Origin of the sequence: Longimicrobium sp. (assembly GCF_036388275.1) — a bacterium.
Classification (GTDB): Bacteria; Gemmatimonadota; Gemmatimonadetes; order Longimicrobiales; family Longimicrobiaceae; genus Longimicrobium.
Map to the genome: position 1 here is coordinate 100,992 of NZ_DASVSF010000003.1, position 15,370 is coordinate 116,361.

Annotated in this window: 12 protein-coding genes, 2 tRNA genes, 1 other RNA gene and 1 pseudogene; 10 read left to right on the forward strand and 6 right to left on the reverse strand. The window is 62.4% G+C overall.

Annotated elements, in window-relative coordinates; all coding sequences use genetic code 11:
• Positions 1 to 10 precede the first annotated feature (10 nt).
• Both VF632_RS02230 and VF632_RS02235 read right to left on the reverse strand, forming a co-directional pair.
• The gene (locus tag VF632_RS02230) at positions 11 to 2,917 is read right to left on the reverse strand and encodes a relaxase/mobilization nuclease domain-containing protein (protein ID WP_331021215.1); all 2,907 of its coding nucleotides are present in this window, start codon (positions 2,915 to 2,917) and stop codon (positions 11 to 13) included.
• Positions 2,914 to 3,408, reverse strand: coding sequence for a plasmid mobilization protein (locus VF632_RS02235; protein ID WP_331021216.1), 495 nt, complete (start codon positions 3,406 to 3,408; stop codon positions 2,914 to 2,916). The genes VF632_RS02230 and VF632_RS02235 overlap by 4 nt, the downstream gene beginning before the upstream one ends.
• A gap of 259 nt (positions 3,409 to 3,667) precedes the next feature.
• Here VF632_RS02235 and VF632_RS02240 point away from each other — a divergent pair, with 259 nt between their 5' ends.
• The 10 genes and pseudogenes from VF632_RS02240 (at position 3,668) to VF632_RS02270 (ending at position 13,066) form a co-directional block, all read left to right on the forward strand.
• The gene (locus VF632_RS02240) at positions 3,668 to 3,982 is read left to right on the forward strand and encodes an acyl carrier protein (RefSeq protein WP_331021217.1); all 315 of its coding nucleotides are present in this window, start codon (positions 3,668 to 3,670) and stop codon (positions 3,980 to 3,982) included.
• Complete coding sequence (locus tag VF632_RS28010; RefSeq protein ID WP_349263960.1) at positions 3,979 to 4,347, forward strand: helix-turn-helix transcriptional regulator; 369 nt, start codon at positions 3,979 to 3,981, stop codon at positions 4,345 to 4,347. Before VF632_RS02240 ends, VF632_RS28010 begins: the two co-directional genes overlap by 4 nt.
• Positions 4,344 to 5,234: an ImmA/IrrE family metallo-endopeptidase gene (locus VF632_RS28195; protein ID WP_414682876.1), complete on the forward strand. Its 891-nt coding sequence runs from the start codon at positions 4,344 to 4,346 to the stop codon at positions 5,232 to 5,234. The genes VF632_RS28010 and VF632_RS28195 overlap by 4 nt, the downstream gene beginning before the upstream one ends.
• Before the next feature lie 874 nt (positions 5,235 to 6,108).
• Complete coding sequence (locus tag VF632_RS02245; protein WP_331021224.1) at positions 6,109 to 6,726, forward strand: hypothetical protein; 618 nt, start codon at positions 6,109 to 6,111, stop codon at positions 6,724 to 6,726.
• A 95-nt stretch (positions 6,727 to 6,821) separates the two neighbouring features.
• Positions 6,822 to 7,826, forward strand: a complete 1,005-nt coding sequence (locus tag VF632_RS02250; protein WP_349263961.1) for a nucleotide kinase domain-containing protein — start codon at positions 6,822 to 6,824, stop codon at positions 7,824 to 7,826.
• Positions 7,827 to 7,976: 150 nt separating this feature from the next.
• Positions 7,977 to 8,864 (forward strand): thymidylate synthase, encoded by an 888-nt coding sequence (locus VF632_RS02255; RefSeq protein WP_331021219.1) that lies wholly within the window; start codon positions 7,977 to 7,979, stop codon positions 8,862 to 8,864.
• A 26-nt stretch (positions 8,865 to 8,890) separates the two neighbouring features.
• A pseudogene (locus tag VF632_RS28200) lies at positions 8,891 to 9,262 on the forward strand (metallophosphoesterase); the annotation flags it as partial.
• A gap of 291 nt (positions 9,263 to 9,553) precedes the next feature.
• Positions 9,554 to 11,215 (forward strand): hypothetical protein, encoded by a 1,662-nt coding sequence (locus tag VF632_RS02260; RefSeq protein ID WP_331021220.1) that lies wholly within the window; start codon positions 9,554 to 9,556, stop codon positions 11,213 to 11,215.
• Positions 11,216 to 11,223: 8 nt separating this feature from the next.
• Complete coding sequence (locus VF632_RS02265; protein WP_331021221.1) at positions 11,224 to 12,276, forward strand: hypothetical protein; 1,053 nt, start codon at positions 11,224 to 11,226, stop codon at positions 12,274 to 12,276.
• Between the two features lie 376 nt (positions 12,277 to 12,652).
• Entirely contained in the window at positions 12,653 to 13,066 is a 414-nt protein-coding gene (locus tag VF632_RS02270) for a hypothetical protein (RefSeq protein ID WP_331021222.1), read from the forward strand.
• Here the strand turns inward: VF632_RS02270 and VF632_RS02275 are convergent.
• The 4 genes from VF632_RS02275 to VF632_RS02290 form a co-directional block, all read right to left on the reverse strand.
• Positions 13,045 to 14,598 carry a hypothetical protein gene (locus tag VF632_RS02275; protein WP_331021223.1) on the reverse strand — a complete coding sequence of 518 codons (1,554 nt, stop codon included), beginning with the start codon at positions 14,596 to 14,598 and terminating at the stop codon, positions 13,045 to 13,047. The genes VF632_RS02270 and VF632_RS02275 overlap by 22 nt on opposite strands.
• 158 nt (positions 14,599 to 14,756) lie before the next feature.
• Positions 14,757 to 14,830 (reverse strand) — tRNA-Arg (locus VF632_RS02280).
• A gap of 7 nt (positions 14,831 to 14,837) precedes the next feature.
• Positions 14,838 to 15,205: RNase P RNA component class A (gene rnpB, locus VF632_RS02285), an RNA gene on the reverse strand.
• A gap of 21 nt (positions 15,206 to 15,226) precedes the next feature.
• Positions 15,227 to 15,310, reverse strand: a tRNA-Leu gene (locus VF632_RS02290).
• Positions 15,311 to 15,370: the final 60 nt, after the last annotated feature.

The following is a 15,370-nucleotide window of genomic DNA, read 5'->3' on the forward strand; positions in this document are numbered from 1 at the left end:
GGGCCGTTCGTCAGAGCCCACCGCGTCCCTCGCCAAGCCCCCGCGCGAGTTTCGCAGCGTCGTGCGTCCTGCCGAGCACCTCGGCCAGGTTTACGGCCACGGCTGTTTCCGAGGAGCCGCTGGCGGCCGCCCCCGCGGTGATCTTCCGTTCAGCCTGGCTCCGCTGAGCGGGGGACAACCAGTCGAAGGCAAGCCGCACCTTGGTCTCGGCTCCAGAGATACCGCCGAGGTCCGCTATGCTTGCATCCAGGGCTTTGATCTGCACTGTTCGCTCGGCGACGACGGCGTTCGCGCGCAAACGCACCTCCGTGCGGCCGACGATCTTCTCCCCGTCCGGTGCTTCCCACTCGACAGGCTTTGCCGCGTCCCGCCGCGCCGGCGCGTACAGGGCGGCGCGGCGGAGCAGCTGCGGCACAGCTTCTTTTGCCGACCGAGTGCTGAGGGAACCGAACATTTCGGCTACCGATTCCAGGACGGAGGAAGGGGAGTCGGTGAGCAGCGGCCCCAGGATTTCCGGTTTCGTCCTCACCTGCGAGGCGGCGGCCTCCAGGTTGCCCCTGTGTTTGAGAACGAGCGCGTCCCACTGAGTGATGGCTGCGGCAGGATCGAGGTATACCCTCGCTGCCGTGGTTTCGAAGTCTCGTTGGGTGCGATCGAGCGCATCATTCTGCTGGTCCAGGATCGTGAGCACCGCTTCGGCCCGCGTCCGCTCCGCGCGAAATACGCGCGCCAACTCGGCCGCAGCGCGGGCGTGCTCCAATTCAGTGAACGCACGCACGGCCTCATCCACGGCCGGCTCGTCCTGCAGGCGGTCCACGATGGGGATCGCGGAATGGCGTGGTTCATCCCGCACATCCAGCCGACTCTCGGGCGTATCTCGAGTGGCGTCACGTCCCTGCTCGTGGCCTGATTGGTCCGGAGTATCTTCCGTCAGTGGGTGAGGCGGGGCTACCCCTTCTTCCCTGATAGGCTCCGCGCGCGAGGGCGGCTCCAGGGCGCGGATCGGCTCCGCCCCGCCTTCCGCCACCGTGGGGCTGGCGATCTCGGCGTCCGGCGCAGTCTCAGCCACAGGGCCGGCCCCCACTTGAACGCTGCCCGGCCACTGAACGGAGCTCTTGTGGCCCTCCGGTTCAGGGAGCCGCGGCAACCCGCGGGAAGCCCGCCATGCACCATCCATCTCACGGAGGAATCCGATGGAGATCGCCTTCGGGTACACAGCGACGATCTGATTGGCGCGCTCCACCTCTGCGAGCGCGCGTTCGCGCGAATCGGCAAAGAACACCGCCGGCCCAGCGCTGTCGTATACGCCAAAGATGTCCCCGTCCTCGTACAGGCTGAACCGGGGCGCATTCAGCTCCGCTGATTCCCGTGGTGCGGCCTCTGGCGCATGAGGCTGAGCAAGCTCGACGTGCTCCGTTGGAAGCTCCGGCTGCACAGCAGGCGTAGGCGTCTTTGACATGGCGTCAGCCTCAGCGACGGGTATCTCTGGGTACCGCCCGAGACGCTTCTCCAGATGGCCGCGCGAGAATTCGCGTCCTACTTCGGACGCCTTCAATTCCCGCTCACCGTCCGTCACGACAAAGCCGCCGCCCTTCACGCGGAGAAATAGGCCGACTTCGGCAAGGTCGTGCTCCAGTTCCGTCCACGATTCCGACAGCCGCAGAATGAGCCTAGCCTGTGACCGCACTTCATCGAGGAAGCTCGCATTCTCGCGCACCAGCTCCGGGGCAGGTGCGGGGGCGGGACGCTCTTCTTCCGGCGTTGCCGTGTGGACAGTTGTTTCTGCAACCGCCAGCGGATGCACGGTGCGATGCGGCCGCCGTTTATCCTCCGGAAGTCGCGGCAATCCGCGGGCGTCGCGCCACTCGCCGTCCATGTCCCGCAAGCAGCGCACGGCACGGATGTTCGGGTAGCGGGCGGCGAGCCACTCGGCGCGCTGCATCTCCGCCTCCGCCCGTTCCCGCGTGTCCGCGAAGAAGAACTGCGGGCCCCTGCTGTCCCAGACTCCAATCGTCTCACCTTCCTCGTGCAGGCTGAACCGCAGTTGTGGGTCCGATACGGCGCGAGTCTCCGGCTGGCCCTCGCTCTCAACGCCGAGGTGCGCTGCAGGCACACCTCGCGGATCACGCACGAGTGTCGTGCTGGCCACAGCGACGCGCGCGCTGTAGTCGGAGTATCGGCCCAGCCGCTTCTCCAAGTTGCCGCGGGAGAACTGTCGTCCCACCTCCGAGGCCTTCACCAGCCGCCGTCCGTCCGTGACGGACATCCCGCGCCCGTTCACGTGCACGGACAACCCGAACTCCGCCAGGCCGGCCTCTACGTCGGCCCAGGAGCGTGCGCGCTCCAGCACCGGGCCAGCGCGCTCCTGCACCTCGCGCAGGAACTCCTGGTCCGCACGCGCAAGCCGCGGCTGCGGTCTCAGCTCAGGGTGCCCCGGCACGGGGGCGAGCCACCCGGGCACGACCCGCAGCCCCTCGTCCAACTCCTGCTGTCGCAGGCTGGCCTCGGTGCGCAATCGGCTCCAACTCCCTCTCCACGCCACACCCGTCTCCGGGTGCACGCGGTTCACCATCGCGTGCACGTGCGGATCATCGGTGTCGATGTGGGCTACGATCACCGCCTGGTGCTCGCTAAGCCCGAGGTCCGCCAGCGTTCGCGCCATCACCCGCTTCATCAGCGCCTCGTCCACGCTATCACCCGGCGCGAAGCTGATGGACAGGTGGAAGACGGGCTTCCTGGTGTACGAGAGGCTCGCCGTGCCTGCCATGATGCGCTCGGCGATGTCCATGCGCCGGGTGGGCAGGTTTTGGAACTCGACCCATCCCACGCGCTGGGACGGATCGACGCGGCCCCTCCCCCTGCGCAGGTAATCACCACAATCCCCGAAGTCATCGCCGAACGTCTGGTTCGCGATCACGGCAGCGCTTCGCGAACCGCTTTCTCGACTTGAGCGAGGACGGAGCGCAGTTCGTCCATCGGCGGTAGCTCCTCGGCCGTGTTCGCGCGGTGCGCGAGCGCGTTCAGCGCATTCCCTGCCTCGACCACGCCCCTGATTACCTCGTCGCCACGCGCCCCGAGCATGGTCGGCGCCGCGGAGATCACGTACTCCACGCTGCCGGCCGCGGCGGTGAGCACGCGCACGCCGTCGTCGTCGCCGTCGGCCTCGGCGACGCGGCGGAGCTGATCGAGGTTGTTGATCACGCGCGCGAGCTGGTTCCACAGCGACCGCGCGCGGCGCGCGGGGGTGATGGGCTGGCCGCGGCTGGGCTGGGACGGGCTCGGCATTCCGAGCGCCGCCTCGCGGACGTAGCGCAGCGGGGGCACGCCGCGGTCGGCGGCGGCGCGTTCGACCTGGGCCCACTCCTCGGGGGTCCAGCGGGTGGGTTTGCGGAGCGTGCGACGCGACAACGGTCTTCCTTTGAGCGCAGCGAAAAGGCGAGCCGACCGGGGGTGCCTGCGAGCGCAGCGAGCGTTTAGGCGCCTCCCGGTCACGGCTCGCTTCGGCGGGCACCCTGCTGATACCGCGACGTCCGCTGAAACGCCCACGAGCCTGACCCGATTACCTTGCCCTTCGATCAGCCGGTAACGGATGAGCTCAGGAGACGCACATCTTGCGTTCGATCTGGATGTGTGGTAAGATATCCTTACCACTGGTAAGGAGGCGTCTATGAGTGATACGGGATTGGAGGGGCGGGTCTGCGGATTGGTGCGGGACGCCGTTGGGGCGATCCAGCGGCAATGCGGTCGTGAGGTACTAGAGATAGACGACTCTATCGTTCCGCTCCAAGATTTGGGAGCGTTCGACAGCTTGAACGTAACGGAAGCGTGCGTGCTCCTTTCGGCTGAGATCGGCGTGAAGGTGGAACCGAATGTCTTCGCGTCGAACCGCGGTTGCCCGTTACCAATCGGTGACATCGCGCGAGGCATCATCGCCCGGTACGGGAAGAAGCTGAAACTCACGGATGGTGAAGGAGCCACATGAACGACCAAAGTGCCGACGATGCAGCTGCTAAGCGTGTCGTAATTGGCGCGCGATTACGAAGCGCCCGTGAGATGGCCGGCCTGTCTCAGGGACAAGTAGCTCGACTCGTTGACTTACACCGACCGAGCGTGAGCGAAGCGGAGGCAGGTCGGCGGCGCGTTCCTGCGGAGGAACTCGCGCGCTTTGCCGAGATCTATGGAGTTAGTACCTCCTGGCTGGCGGGTGATGACCCCGACGCGTTACGCCCGGATGATGCACGCGTTCAACTCGCGGCACGCGAACTCGGGAAGCTCAAACCCGAGGATCTTGATCGAGTACTTCATCTGCTCGCAGCCCTCCGTGGCTCAGGGGGCGCAACCTCATGAACCGGCGTACATTGGCGGAGCGGGCACTCCGGGTTGCGCTTGAAACGCGTGTTCGCCTGGGTATCCCGCTGGGGGAAGCTCTTTCTGTGTATGATGCGGCTGACCGTCTCGGGTTAGAAGTCCGCTTCCTCGCTGCACCAAGCTTGGAGGGAATGTACGTCCGCCAAGGTCCGGATCAGGCAAAGCCTCTGGTAATTGTCTCCGCCTTACGACCGGCTGGACGGCAAGCGTCAACCGCCGCTCATGAGATCGGGCATCATGCCTTTGGACATGGGACACGGATTGATCAGTACATCGAGGGGGTGAGCAGCGCTGCACAATCCCCCCCCGATCCTGACGAGATCTTAGCGAATGCGTTCGGCGCCTTCTTCCTGATGCCCAAAGCTGCGGTAGAAAGAGGGTTTCGGTCGCGGGGCTTCGATCTGAACTCTCCGGCTGCGACAGAGGCTTACCAAGTTGCGGGTTGGCTTGGAGTGGGCTACGGCACGCTTGTCCAGCACATGCGATGGAGTTTGAACCTGCTCTCAAAGCCCCGAGCAGACGCCCTACTGGCCCACAAACCCAAGAGGGTGCGCGAGGACCTGCTAGGCGTTCCGCTGGTTGGCGACGTCATGGTCGTGGATCGGAACTGGACGAATCGGCCGGTTGATCTCCAGGTAGGCGATCAGATGATCCTTCCAATCGGGACTCGTGTTGACGGATTGGCACTCTCTAGCCCTGTGCAGGGCCGTAGGAACGATCTTGTGGTGGAGGCGATTGCCCCTGGGATAGCGCAGGTGCTTGGGACGGATTGGGCAGTATTCGCGCGGGTCGCGCGCCGAGGCTACGAGGGACGCGGTGTGTACCGTCACCTCGACGCTGCAGACGGCGACGTTCCCATCTTTTAAAAGGAGAACTGATGCCTACTGTAAGTGCTGTGGAGCGGCCCGTGGTTGCTGAACCGATCACTGAACTAAATCTCTCCGTTGCGTGGCTCCGCGCCTTCCATATGGTGACTCGGCCCGGAGTAGAGGCCTTGGCTCCTTTGGTGGTGACAGTGCTCGGGTTCGATGACCAGGGAGCACCGGAGCAGGTACCCGAAGTACGAGCGCTGATCGACGAAGCTTTGTTGGAGCAACATGACTCCAAGCTGGCGAGGCGCCCGAAACGAGCTATGCTTCCCCTCAGCTGTCACACCGCAGCGAATACTATTTTCCCTGAGTCACTCTGGAACCGGGATCGGCCACGGCAGGAGTTGTATTCCCGCTATCATGCTGTCCGGAAGACCCTTCGCAAGGATCCACGCAACCGTCGTGGGATTTATTTTGAGAGGCTGATCGACTACGCAGGGGCACCAGAGGAGGGAAACCAACTTGAGCATCTTATTCGTCTCCACGAGCGGGACGTTAAGCGCCTAAGTGCTTACCAAGCGTCTATAAGTCGGCCAAGCGAGGATTTGACCGGGATGCCGCTCCAAGGTTTTCCGTGCCTGCAGCAGATCGCGCTGCACCCAGACCGCGGAGACGGTTCGTTGGCGCTGACCGCATTCTATGGGACGCAGTACATTTTTGAACGAGCCTACGGAAACTATCTCGGGCTCTGTCGACTCGGCGCATTCCTCGCGCATGAGATGGGACTACGCCTTGGAAGGATGACTTGCATCGCTGGACACGCTCCTCGGGGAGGAATAACGGTGACTCGTGCCCGGCGTCTTGTCGATGACAGCGCTAAGGCCATCCAATCCGCAGGGGTTCCCCTTTGAGTACACGCACCGGCGCCCTCGTGGCATTCGAAGGGCCTGACGGGGTTGGGAAGACTACCCTCGTTCAAGGAGTTCGTGACGCGCTTGTAGACCGTGACTTCGGGGTCTCTGTGCTCTCGTTTCCTGGCCGCACTCCTGGGAGTCTCGGGGCGCTAGTTTACGGTTTGCACCACGAACCACAGCGTTACGGGGTGACTCACGTCCTGCCCGCCGCCCTCCAACTTCTGCATGTTGCCGCTCATCTCGATGTAATTGATCGTGAAATCCGCCCGCGAATTGCCGCGGGTGAGATTGTGCTTCTCGATCGGTACTGGTGGTCCACTTGGGTCTACGGGGTGCTCTCCGGGATAAACCATAGTACTTTACGTACCATGATTGAGTTGGAACGCGAGCATTGGGGTGAACTCCACCCGGCTGCCGTGTTCCTGATCCGTCGCTCAATCGATTCTATTCCGCATGCGGAGAGAGCGGATTTCAGGCGCCGAGATGAAGAGTATCGAGCGATCGCCGCAACCCAACAGGATGTCGTGGAACTGAGTAACGCAACGACCGTTGAAGCGGCCGTAGAACAGGTTCTTAGAGAGCTTGACACTCGCCTTCAGCAGCGGCTCAAGCCGCGATGCGGAGTGGGCGCGTGAAGCGGATCACGAGAACGTCCACGGCTTCACTAGCTAAGGAGCATAACGGCATTGAGCAACTGGATCTCGCATCAGAGGAGCAGGGTTCGCTACACATCTTCGTCAGGCTCCCCCCCGCTCGCACCACACCTGTATTCGACACATATTGGAAGTTCGCGGCCGAGCGGCAGGCGATCTTTTTTCGACGCCTAGAAAGAATGCCTCCACCATGGACGAGTGATCCAATTCTACTTAGGCACAAGTTCACGAATGCATACCGTGCATCGGACCGGGTGAGCCAATATCTTATCCGGAATGTTATTTATCGTGGGGACACGGATTCCGACGAAGTGTTCTTTCGGATAGTGCTTTTCAAGCTATTCAATCGCGTAGAAACCTGGGAACGCCTCGAGTCGGCAGTGGGTGAGATCCGATGGGATGCTTTTAACTTTGATGTGTATGATCGTGTACTTGAAGAGGCGATGAGCACCGGCGAGCGGATATATTCTGCCGCTTACATCATGCCCAGCGGTGGCCCACGTCTTGGGGAAGGCCGAAAGCACCGGATGCATCTCCGCCTGCTCGCTAGGATGATGGCAGACAACCTACCCAGCAAAATCGCTGCGTGTCGGCGCATGCAGGATGCTTTCGACTTGTTGCGAGCGTATCCGACAATCGGAGATTTCCTTGCCTACCAGTACGTCACAGACGTTAATTACAGCCGTCTGACCTCGTTCAGAGAAGATGAGTTCGTCGTACCCGGGCCCGGAGCGCGGGATGGCATCCGCAAGTGTTTCGCCGAAACTGGCGGGCTTAACGACGCAGAACTTATTCGATTGGTGGCGGATCGCCAGGAGAGATCTTTCGAGGAACTTGGATTAGATTTTCAAACTCTCTGGGGACGTCGGTTGCAGCTTATCGATTGTCAGAACCTCTTTTGTGAGGTGGACAAATATGCTCGGGTCCACCATCCCGAATACACCGGCCACAGCGGCCGGACTCGGATCAAGCAACAGTTCCGCGCTACTCCTGAACCGATTTGCTACTTCTATCCCCCTAAGTGGGGAATCAACGAGATGATACCGGAGCACGCGCGGGCTGCTTCCGGTACAAAGGAATAACCGGGACCTGGAGCCGAAACGATGTATGCCCTGAGCGGACGAACGGCTGAGGACGTTTGGCGCGCTGCTGTTGAGCTGTTTAAGGAGGGTGGACCTGCTTGCTCTCAGCCTGGACGCGGCGGAGCGACCGCAGAGATCCTGCATGTGGGGATGACGATCAAAGATCCTCGTCAGCGCTGGATTTTCACCCGCACCCCGGCTATGAACCCTGCGTTCGCCTTGGTCGAAGTGATCTGGATATTGGCGGGACGTCGTGACGCGGCGCTTCCTACGCATTGGAATCCGGTACTGCCGCGGTTCTCCGGCGATGCACCCGAGCACGACGGTGCTTATGGATACCGCCTGCGAGACCACTTTGGAATAGATCAACTCGACCGTGTGTACCGAGTTCTCGATTCGGCGCCGGACAGCCGACAAGCGGTACTGCAGATATGGGATGCACGCGTAGACCTGCCTTTTAACGACGGGTCTCCCGCTCGACCCGACATCCCGTGCAACGTAGTCGCGTTCCCGAAAGTGCGGAATGGCCGGTTGGAATGGCTCCAAGTATTGCGCAGCAACGACTTATTCTTAGGCGTGCCACACAACATTGTACAATTCACTGCATTGCAAGAAGTTGTCGCGGGATGGCTTGAGGTGGAGCCGGGTGAATACCACCACATGAGTGACAGCCTGCACGTGTACGAGCGTGACCTGAAGTTCGTCCGCGAAACACCTATAGGAATCTCTACACCCCAGAGTACAACGTCCTTTGCATTAGACCGCGCTTCGTGGGACAAAGCTTTTCCTGATGTGATTCGACGACTAGAAGGCATGATGCCTGCTAGTCTCTCGGCCTCCACCCTTCGGGCGCTGGCGGTGGCTAGTGATGTACCGCTTGCCTATGAAAACGCATTGAGGGTAGCGGCGGCAGATACGGCACGTAGACGTGGGTGGCTGGAGGTCGCTCATGAGGCCATGGACGGATGCAATGATACGGCCTTGAAAGTACTATGGGAACGCTGGAACCAGCGTTGTGGCGGACGTAGGCAAGCTTGATTCATTTACCGCATCGGAGATCACCCGTGACTCTCGTACTGCATCTCTCAGATCTACATCTCGTAGATCCAGCACGAAGCCGTCCAATCGGAGACCACAGGGCGGGGCTTGTTCCTCCGCGCAGCCGGACCACACACCATGAAGTCCTTCGTCTAACGCTGGAGCGACTCGGCCAGCGGCTACTGGCAACGGGGCGAGCGCTTGACGGCATCGTGATGAGCGGTGACGTAGCCGACAAGAATGCTGAGGGTGGGTTTCGGGCGTTCAGCACTCTTCTAGCCGCACTCGGGGATGCGAAACCGGCCGACGAGCAGCGGATCTTGGTAGTACCAGGGAATCATGATGTCACGGCCGACTTGCGTCCGGGGGACCCTGACAGATATGCACATTTTCGAGCATACATACGTGACGCGGGCTATGTTACACCCCTGTTAGAAGGTGTGGACGCAGATGCCCCGCGGGGCAGAGCTATAGCCGGGCATCTGATGCGTATCGGGCCTATTCAGTTCGTTCCGATCGATTCATCAGGGTACTCTCAGGTTCGTCTAGACACCGGCCTCACGGATCCCCAATGGGAGGCGTTGGAACGTTCTCTCCGAAGGCAGCGTGGGGGGGCCGCAGCGGTTGAGGCGTTTCAAAGGCTACGAAGCGCAGATGCAGCTCGCGTTTCCGACCAACAGTTGGAGAACGTGCGTACGATGCTTGAGCGAGCCCACGCCCGTGATCTCGGCGCCGTGCCCGCTGGAGGACATTCCGCTCCATTGGTGCGCGTCGCCGTGCTCCATCACCAGCTACTGCCGGTTTCTACAAGAGAGGAAATCAAGCCGTTTGAATCATTCACCAATCTTGAACTCTTGCGCCAGTTCCTGGTAGAGAACGGATTCTCGATAGTGCTCCACGGCCATAAACATGCTCCTTTTACGTATACTGATTACGTACCTTCACACGCGCGTCCAGATGATCCACCTCGACAGGTGCGGGTTATCTCCGGCCCAGCACCGAGTGGCCCCACACTGGATCCTGACGATATTTGCCGCCTGCTACAATTTGATGCCAACGCCTGTACGCTCGAAGTGGAACGGATTCCACTAGTACTACCTGGCCAGCCTGCCAGGGAGGGGGGGCGGAACACGGTTCCGTTTACTCCCCCCGGAGCGGCAACTTACGTCCAGACTCCCAATGGGTTGGTATTCGACGGGCAGGACGTCGGTTCGGTCTACGCGCGCTTGGTCGCATCGCTTGATGCGGCGAATCGGGATGTGGAGAATGTGCTCTGCCAGATTCGTGTTTCGCCGGAGCAATCAGAGTTGAGTTCTTTGTATCGTGGCTTTGAGGTAGGAGACGCCCCCATTGAACTCGCCTTGGGTGATGATGAGAACGATCATGAACTAGGAGCGGCGAAACGGCTTGAACGGTTCCGCGAAGTGGTGGACTTCTGGCAGCGGTCGGAACCAACTGGGGGTGCTGCGCCACAGGCCTTTACTCACGGAACACGAATCTTGAGATACAATGGGTACATGGATCAGCTGCATGAAATTGCAGATGCGTTACGAAAAGATCCAAGTACTACCCGTGCGGTGCTCGTGCTCCTTCAGCCCGGAGCTGACAACGTCTCTTCTATGAGCCATCCCTTCCCCTCCTTTTGCCTCGCACAGTTTCTCATTCGTCACCCGGGGGATGGCAGCCCTCCAGCTCTCGACTGTGTCGCGTATTTCCGCAAGCTAGAAGTCAAGTACTGGTGGCTCGTCAATGTTGCTGAAATTTCTAGCCTCCAGCGTCGGCTCGCGACTCTTGTCCTCGCGGGCGCTGATCAACGCGTTCTTCCTGACCTCAGAGCCGGACGCATTACGACGTTTGCCGCGCGAGCCCACGCCGGCGCTAGTCCGCCCAAGGTACAGGTTAAACGGATCGACTGGTTCTATGCCGTAGCTCGCGAACGACTTTTCGCAATGGTCGGAGCACTCGTCTGGCCGGATATGCCGGAGCGTGCTTCGTTGGCGAATGATTGGATGGATGTGCTGCGGGATCTGATCCCAGCTCCTGCACCGGATCGCGACGGGGTCGCGGTTGCCGTTGATGGGCTCCAATACGTGGTGCAGGAACTTGAGAAGCACTTTCCGGCAGAAGCGGAGCAAGGCGATCCGGAACTGCGGGCGTTGGCAGCATCCGTGCGCGCACTACTGTACGAAAATGACCGGTACGTTAATGACCAGACCCGTGGAAGAGTCGACCATGCGCGCCATACGGAGTGGCGCGCGGAGGTGACCAGGATCGTCCAGAACATGGTCGAGCATACCTACGCCCGGATAAACCGGGTCCACAACGCGCCAGATGACCAACTGCTCCCCTAATCGCTCGAATGTCTGATCCACCCTGGTGGTTCACACCCGCTCACGTGCAGGGGGTGCTCCTAGAGGAGGCCATCCTCTATCTGCTGCGCTCGTCGGGGTACACGACAGTCACAGCCCCCGACAACGTGACAACGCGACGTGCGTTCGGCGGGGGGCTGCAGGTGCGTGGAAGGGGAGGCGAGCACCAGATCGACGCGATCGCAGATTTCACTATAACACCTCCCTTCACGAACCCCCAGCGGCTGATCGTGGAAGCGAAGTGCTATGCGCGAAAAGAGGTTGGCCTTGATGTCGTTCGCAACGGCGTCGGTGTGCTGAAGGACATCTCAGAGTTCTGGGCGGCGCCCGATGAATCGAGCATCGGCAAGCGCCGATACCACTATCAGTACGCCATCTTCTCGGCTTCTGAATTCTCTCTGTCGGCGCAGCGCTACGCATACGCCCACGATGTGCACCTGCTTCCCTTGCGACGCTCGGTGTTCCTCCAGCCAGTCATCCAGGCAATCATGGAGACGAGCCGGATGGTTGGGTACGCGCGGTCACCGGCGGTGGATAGCAGGGCGCGTTTTCGTCCTGCGGCTAGACCGGACACCGCACGTCTGCGTCACGTCCTGCGCGATGCACTCTTGACCCACCCGGACGGCGTTGCGACGCCCGAAGAGGCGCGGTTCTTGGAGCCCCTTATCAGCGCCTGCCGTAGGGTTGGCACAGCCGTGATTGCGATGATAGGGAACGCCATCCCGGTGTTCCTGATGTCAGACCCAACTCTCGACCTCAGCGAACTGCTCCCATTTACTCGGGTCCGCTACACGTGGGACGAGCAGGGGTGGTACATCTCCGCCTCACACGACGGCCGACGGCTGTTCTCATTCGATCTCCCGGTCGAGGTGGTGCGTCTTTACGCCGCATCGGGAACGCTGACGCCTCCGGAAGCGCTCGACTTGAAAGCAACCATTCTCTCGAACCTTCAAGCGGTGGCGGTGATCGATGGCCGGACGCAGGTTCTGCACATGGACCTGGACCAGCGGTGGCTGGCGGAGGTTCGCCGAACTGGACGGTGACGGAATGTCTGAGGGAAACCGTGGACGTTCAGCACCGGGAGTCTCACCGGCAAAAACGGAGGATTACGGTATTTGAGAAAAGGCGAGGAAAGGAGGAGTGCTCGCGTAACCCTCGTGGTGACGCCACTTCGACAAACTGCGCCGGCCTGTGCAGGAACGGGCCGTAGACGGGCGGCATGTACTGAGGCCGCCCAATCACCGGTTGTCCGTGCAGGCCGGACGGGCACCGACTCAAGGCAATCATCAGCGCAACGGAGTCGTACGGGGTACCATCGAACTGGAGTCACTCGCCGCCGCAGTTCGCGGCCGGAGTTAATAGTCGGATACAGCCGGCGAGTAAGTGACGAAGTCGCGAAGGAGCATTCTGGAGGTTGAGGTGACGTTGAAAGAGAGACTTCAGCAGCTGGTTCGATCGGCGCCGCCGGGCACGCTCGTTCCTGTCGAGGGGCTGGCGAAGCTGATCGACGGCGCGGAGGAGGAGGGGGCAGACCTGGCGGTAGAGGAGGTAGGCCGTCTCGCTGCCGAGAGGTTCGGACGGAAGTCCGCGTACACGCCCGCGGCGATCCGGAAGTGGATTCGTTCGGGCCTGCGAGGGGTACGCCTGCGCGCGTACCCCTCCGGCAGCGGCTATAGGGTTCGTCGGCGTGAGTTCGAGCAGTTCGTCTCCGCCGTACGTAACCAGCAGGTGGACGGTGGGGAACCCGTGCTACAACGAGCCTCAGGATACGACCCCGAACTCGAAGACGAGATCAGTCTCGGCCAGCGCGCCTACGCCGCCAACTCCCGCTGAGCGGCAAGCGCGTCTACCGTCGCCCGCCCATCCTTCGTAAGCTCCCACCGCGCTCCGCGGCCCTCCCCAGGACAGACCACAAGCTCCAACTGCACCAGCCGCGCACGCGCCGGGTAGAACGTGCCCGGTGACATCTGCAGCGCCCGCATCCAGTCTCCGGTCGGCAGCGGTCCGGATGCGAGCATGCAGAGAGTGCGCGCCTGCCCCGCCGAGAGCGCGGCAGCGATCCCGCGCGCGAGCTGGCTCCGGTGCGCGTCCGCCCAGTCGCTCCACCGGTACTCCAAGTGCGGGCGCGAGCGGCGGAACCGCGCGTGCTTGAAGTAGCGCTCCTCCAGCATCTCCATCGAACCGTGCCCCATCTCCGCCCGCAGCTTCAGAGTGGACATGGGCTGCCCCGTCTCGTCGCACGTATAGGCGCGGTGCGTCGCGAACGTCGGGCGGAAGCGCCGGGTCCGGACCTCGCCCGGCTCGAAGCCGGCCAGGGCGGCGATCTCGTCCAGCGCCTTGCGCCAGTCGCCCACGGGTTCGGTGGGCGTCGCGCCCGGAAAGAGGAGCGGGCCGGTCGGCGCCTGCGCGCTGGCCAGGTACTCGCCCATGATCTCCGCCAACTGCGGCTGCAGGGCGATGTAGCGGGTGCGGTATTCGGTCTTCAGGTGGTCGCGGCTGACGTTGGTGCGGACCATCACGACGCCGTCGGGAAACTCCGGGTCAGCGGGCAGGCGCAGATCGATGACTTCCCGCGACTTCGCCTCCGATTCGATGCAGCCGGTCAGCAGTTCCCACGCGAGGAGCGGGTAGACCGGCAGCCCCGGCTGGCTGAGAGGAAAGAGACGCCGCGCCGCCTCCAGCAGGAGGGCCGCCTCCCAGATCTCCAGGTGCCTGGTCGGAGAGCTCTCGGCCGTGGGCTTGTCGACGAGATCCTGGACCAGGTTCCGCATGACGATGCCCTTGCTCTTGGCACGCTGGAGCATGTTGCCGAGCGCTCCCAGGTACTTCCGCTGCGTCGCCCAGCTCAGCCGGCCGCCGCGCCGTCCGGCCGAGGCTTGTGAGCTGGGCGCAGCCTCGCGCAGATGTTCCATGTACGTCTCGACGTGCGCCGGCTCCAACTCACGGATGTCGCGAACGCCCAGAGCGCGGAAGAACCGGGCGGCGTGCATCAGCCGCGTGCGCTGCCGGGAGATCTCATGTTCGGATGGACAGCGGCGGCCCTTGACGTCGGCCTTGGCGGCCAGGTGGTAGCCGATGAAGGCGCCGATGGAGGTGGGGACGTCGGGCGCCGCTCCCGTGCCGCCATTCGGCCGGAGCTGGCGCTTCTCCCGTAACTCGATCAGCCGCTGGGCGAAGAGGATGGCGGCGGTGTTGGGATCCTGGGTGGCGGCCATCTGGCCCTTGTCGACCAGCGGCTCCTGGCGGCGGCCGCCCCACGCCTCCCATGCCCCCAACTCGGCGTAGGCGCGGCCGTTGATCCAGCGAATGTACGCCCGCGGCTCGGATTCGGCGCCGCGGGGACGTCCTCGTGTACGGTCGGACATGCGGTGTATCGGTTGGGCGTTACAGGGCGATACCCCGGAACACCGACCGACGCCCGAACGGAAATTGTGAAGGAAATTGTGAAAGCCGCGGAAGGGCCCCAAACGCAAAAACCCCCGCGACCGCTGCAAGTGCAGCCACCGCGGGGGTTTGCGAAGAGTGCGCCCGACAGGATTCGAACCTGTGACCTTTGGCTCCGGAGGCCAACGCTCTATCCAGCTGAGCTACGGGCGCGCAAGTACGGGATGGGAGGCAAATAAGCCGAGTTCTGTCACCCGTTGCCGGGGGAGGATCATTTCTCTTGGGCCGACGTTGCCGCCGGCCTCCAGCAGCCTACCCGGGACTCGTAACGGAGCGGGCAGCTCCTTGTCCCTGCTCGGCCTTGCTCCGGGTGGGGTTTACCATGCCGCGCCTGTCACCAGCCGCGCGGTGCGCTCTTACCGCACCGTTTCACCCTTGCCTGTGCCCTCGCGGGCCATCGGCGGTTTGCTTTCTGTTGCACTTTCCGTCGCCTCACGACGCCCGGCCGTTAGCCGGCACCCTGCCCTGTGGAGCTCGGACTTTCCTCGACACGAACGAGCCGTGCCGCGATCCTCACTCGCCTCCCAACACCCATGTTTTCAAAAAAAGTGCCCAGGAGAGGACTCGAACCTCCACGCCGGTTAAGGCACCAGATCCTTAGTCTGGCCTGTCTACCAGTTTCAGCACCTGGGCAGAGAGAGCCGTGCGTTCCGTACCGCGGACAGTGCTCCCGAGAGGACTCGAACCTCCACG

What these genes read in the sequence shown, in the direction of transcription:
- VF632_RS02240 (WP_331021217.1), top strand. Translation starts at nt 3,668, where the DNA reads ATGAGTGATACGGGATTGGAGGGGCGGGTCTGCGGATTGGTGCGGGAC.
- VF632_RS28010 (WP_349263960.1), top strand. Translation starts at nt 3,979, where the DNA reads ATGAACGACCAAAGTGCCGACGATGCAGCTGCTAAGCGTGTCGTAATT.
- VF632_RS28195 (WP_414682876.1), top strand. Translation starts at nt 4,344, where the DNA reads ATGAACCGGCGTACATTGGCGGAGCGGGCACTCCGGGTTGCGCTTGAA.
- VF632_RS02255 (WP_331021219.1), top strand. Translation starts at nt 7,977, where the DNA reads ATGACGATCAAAGATCCTCGTCAGCGCTGGATTTTCACCCGCACCCCG.
- VF632_RS02265 (WP_331021221.1), top strand. Translation starts at nt 11,224, where the DNA reads ATGTCTGATCCACCCTGGTGGTTCACACCCGCTCACGTGCAGGGGGTG.
- VF632_RS02275 (WP_331021223.1), bottom strand. Translation starts at nt 14,598, where the DNA reads ATGTCCGACCGTACACGAGGACGTCCCCGCGGCGCCGAATCCGAGCCG.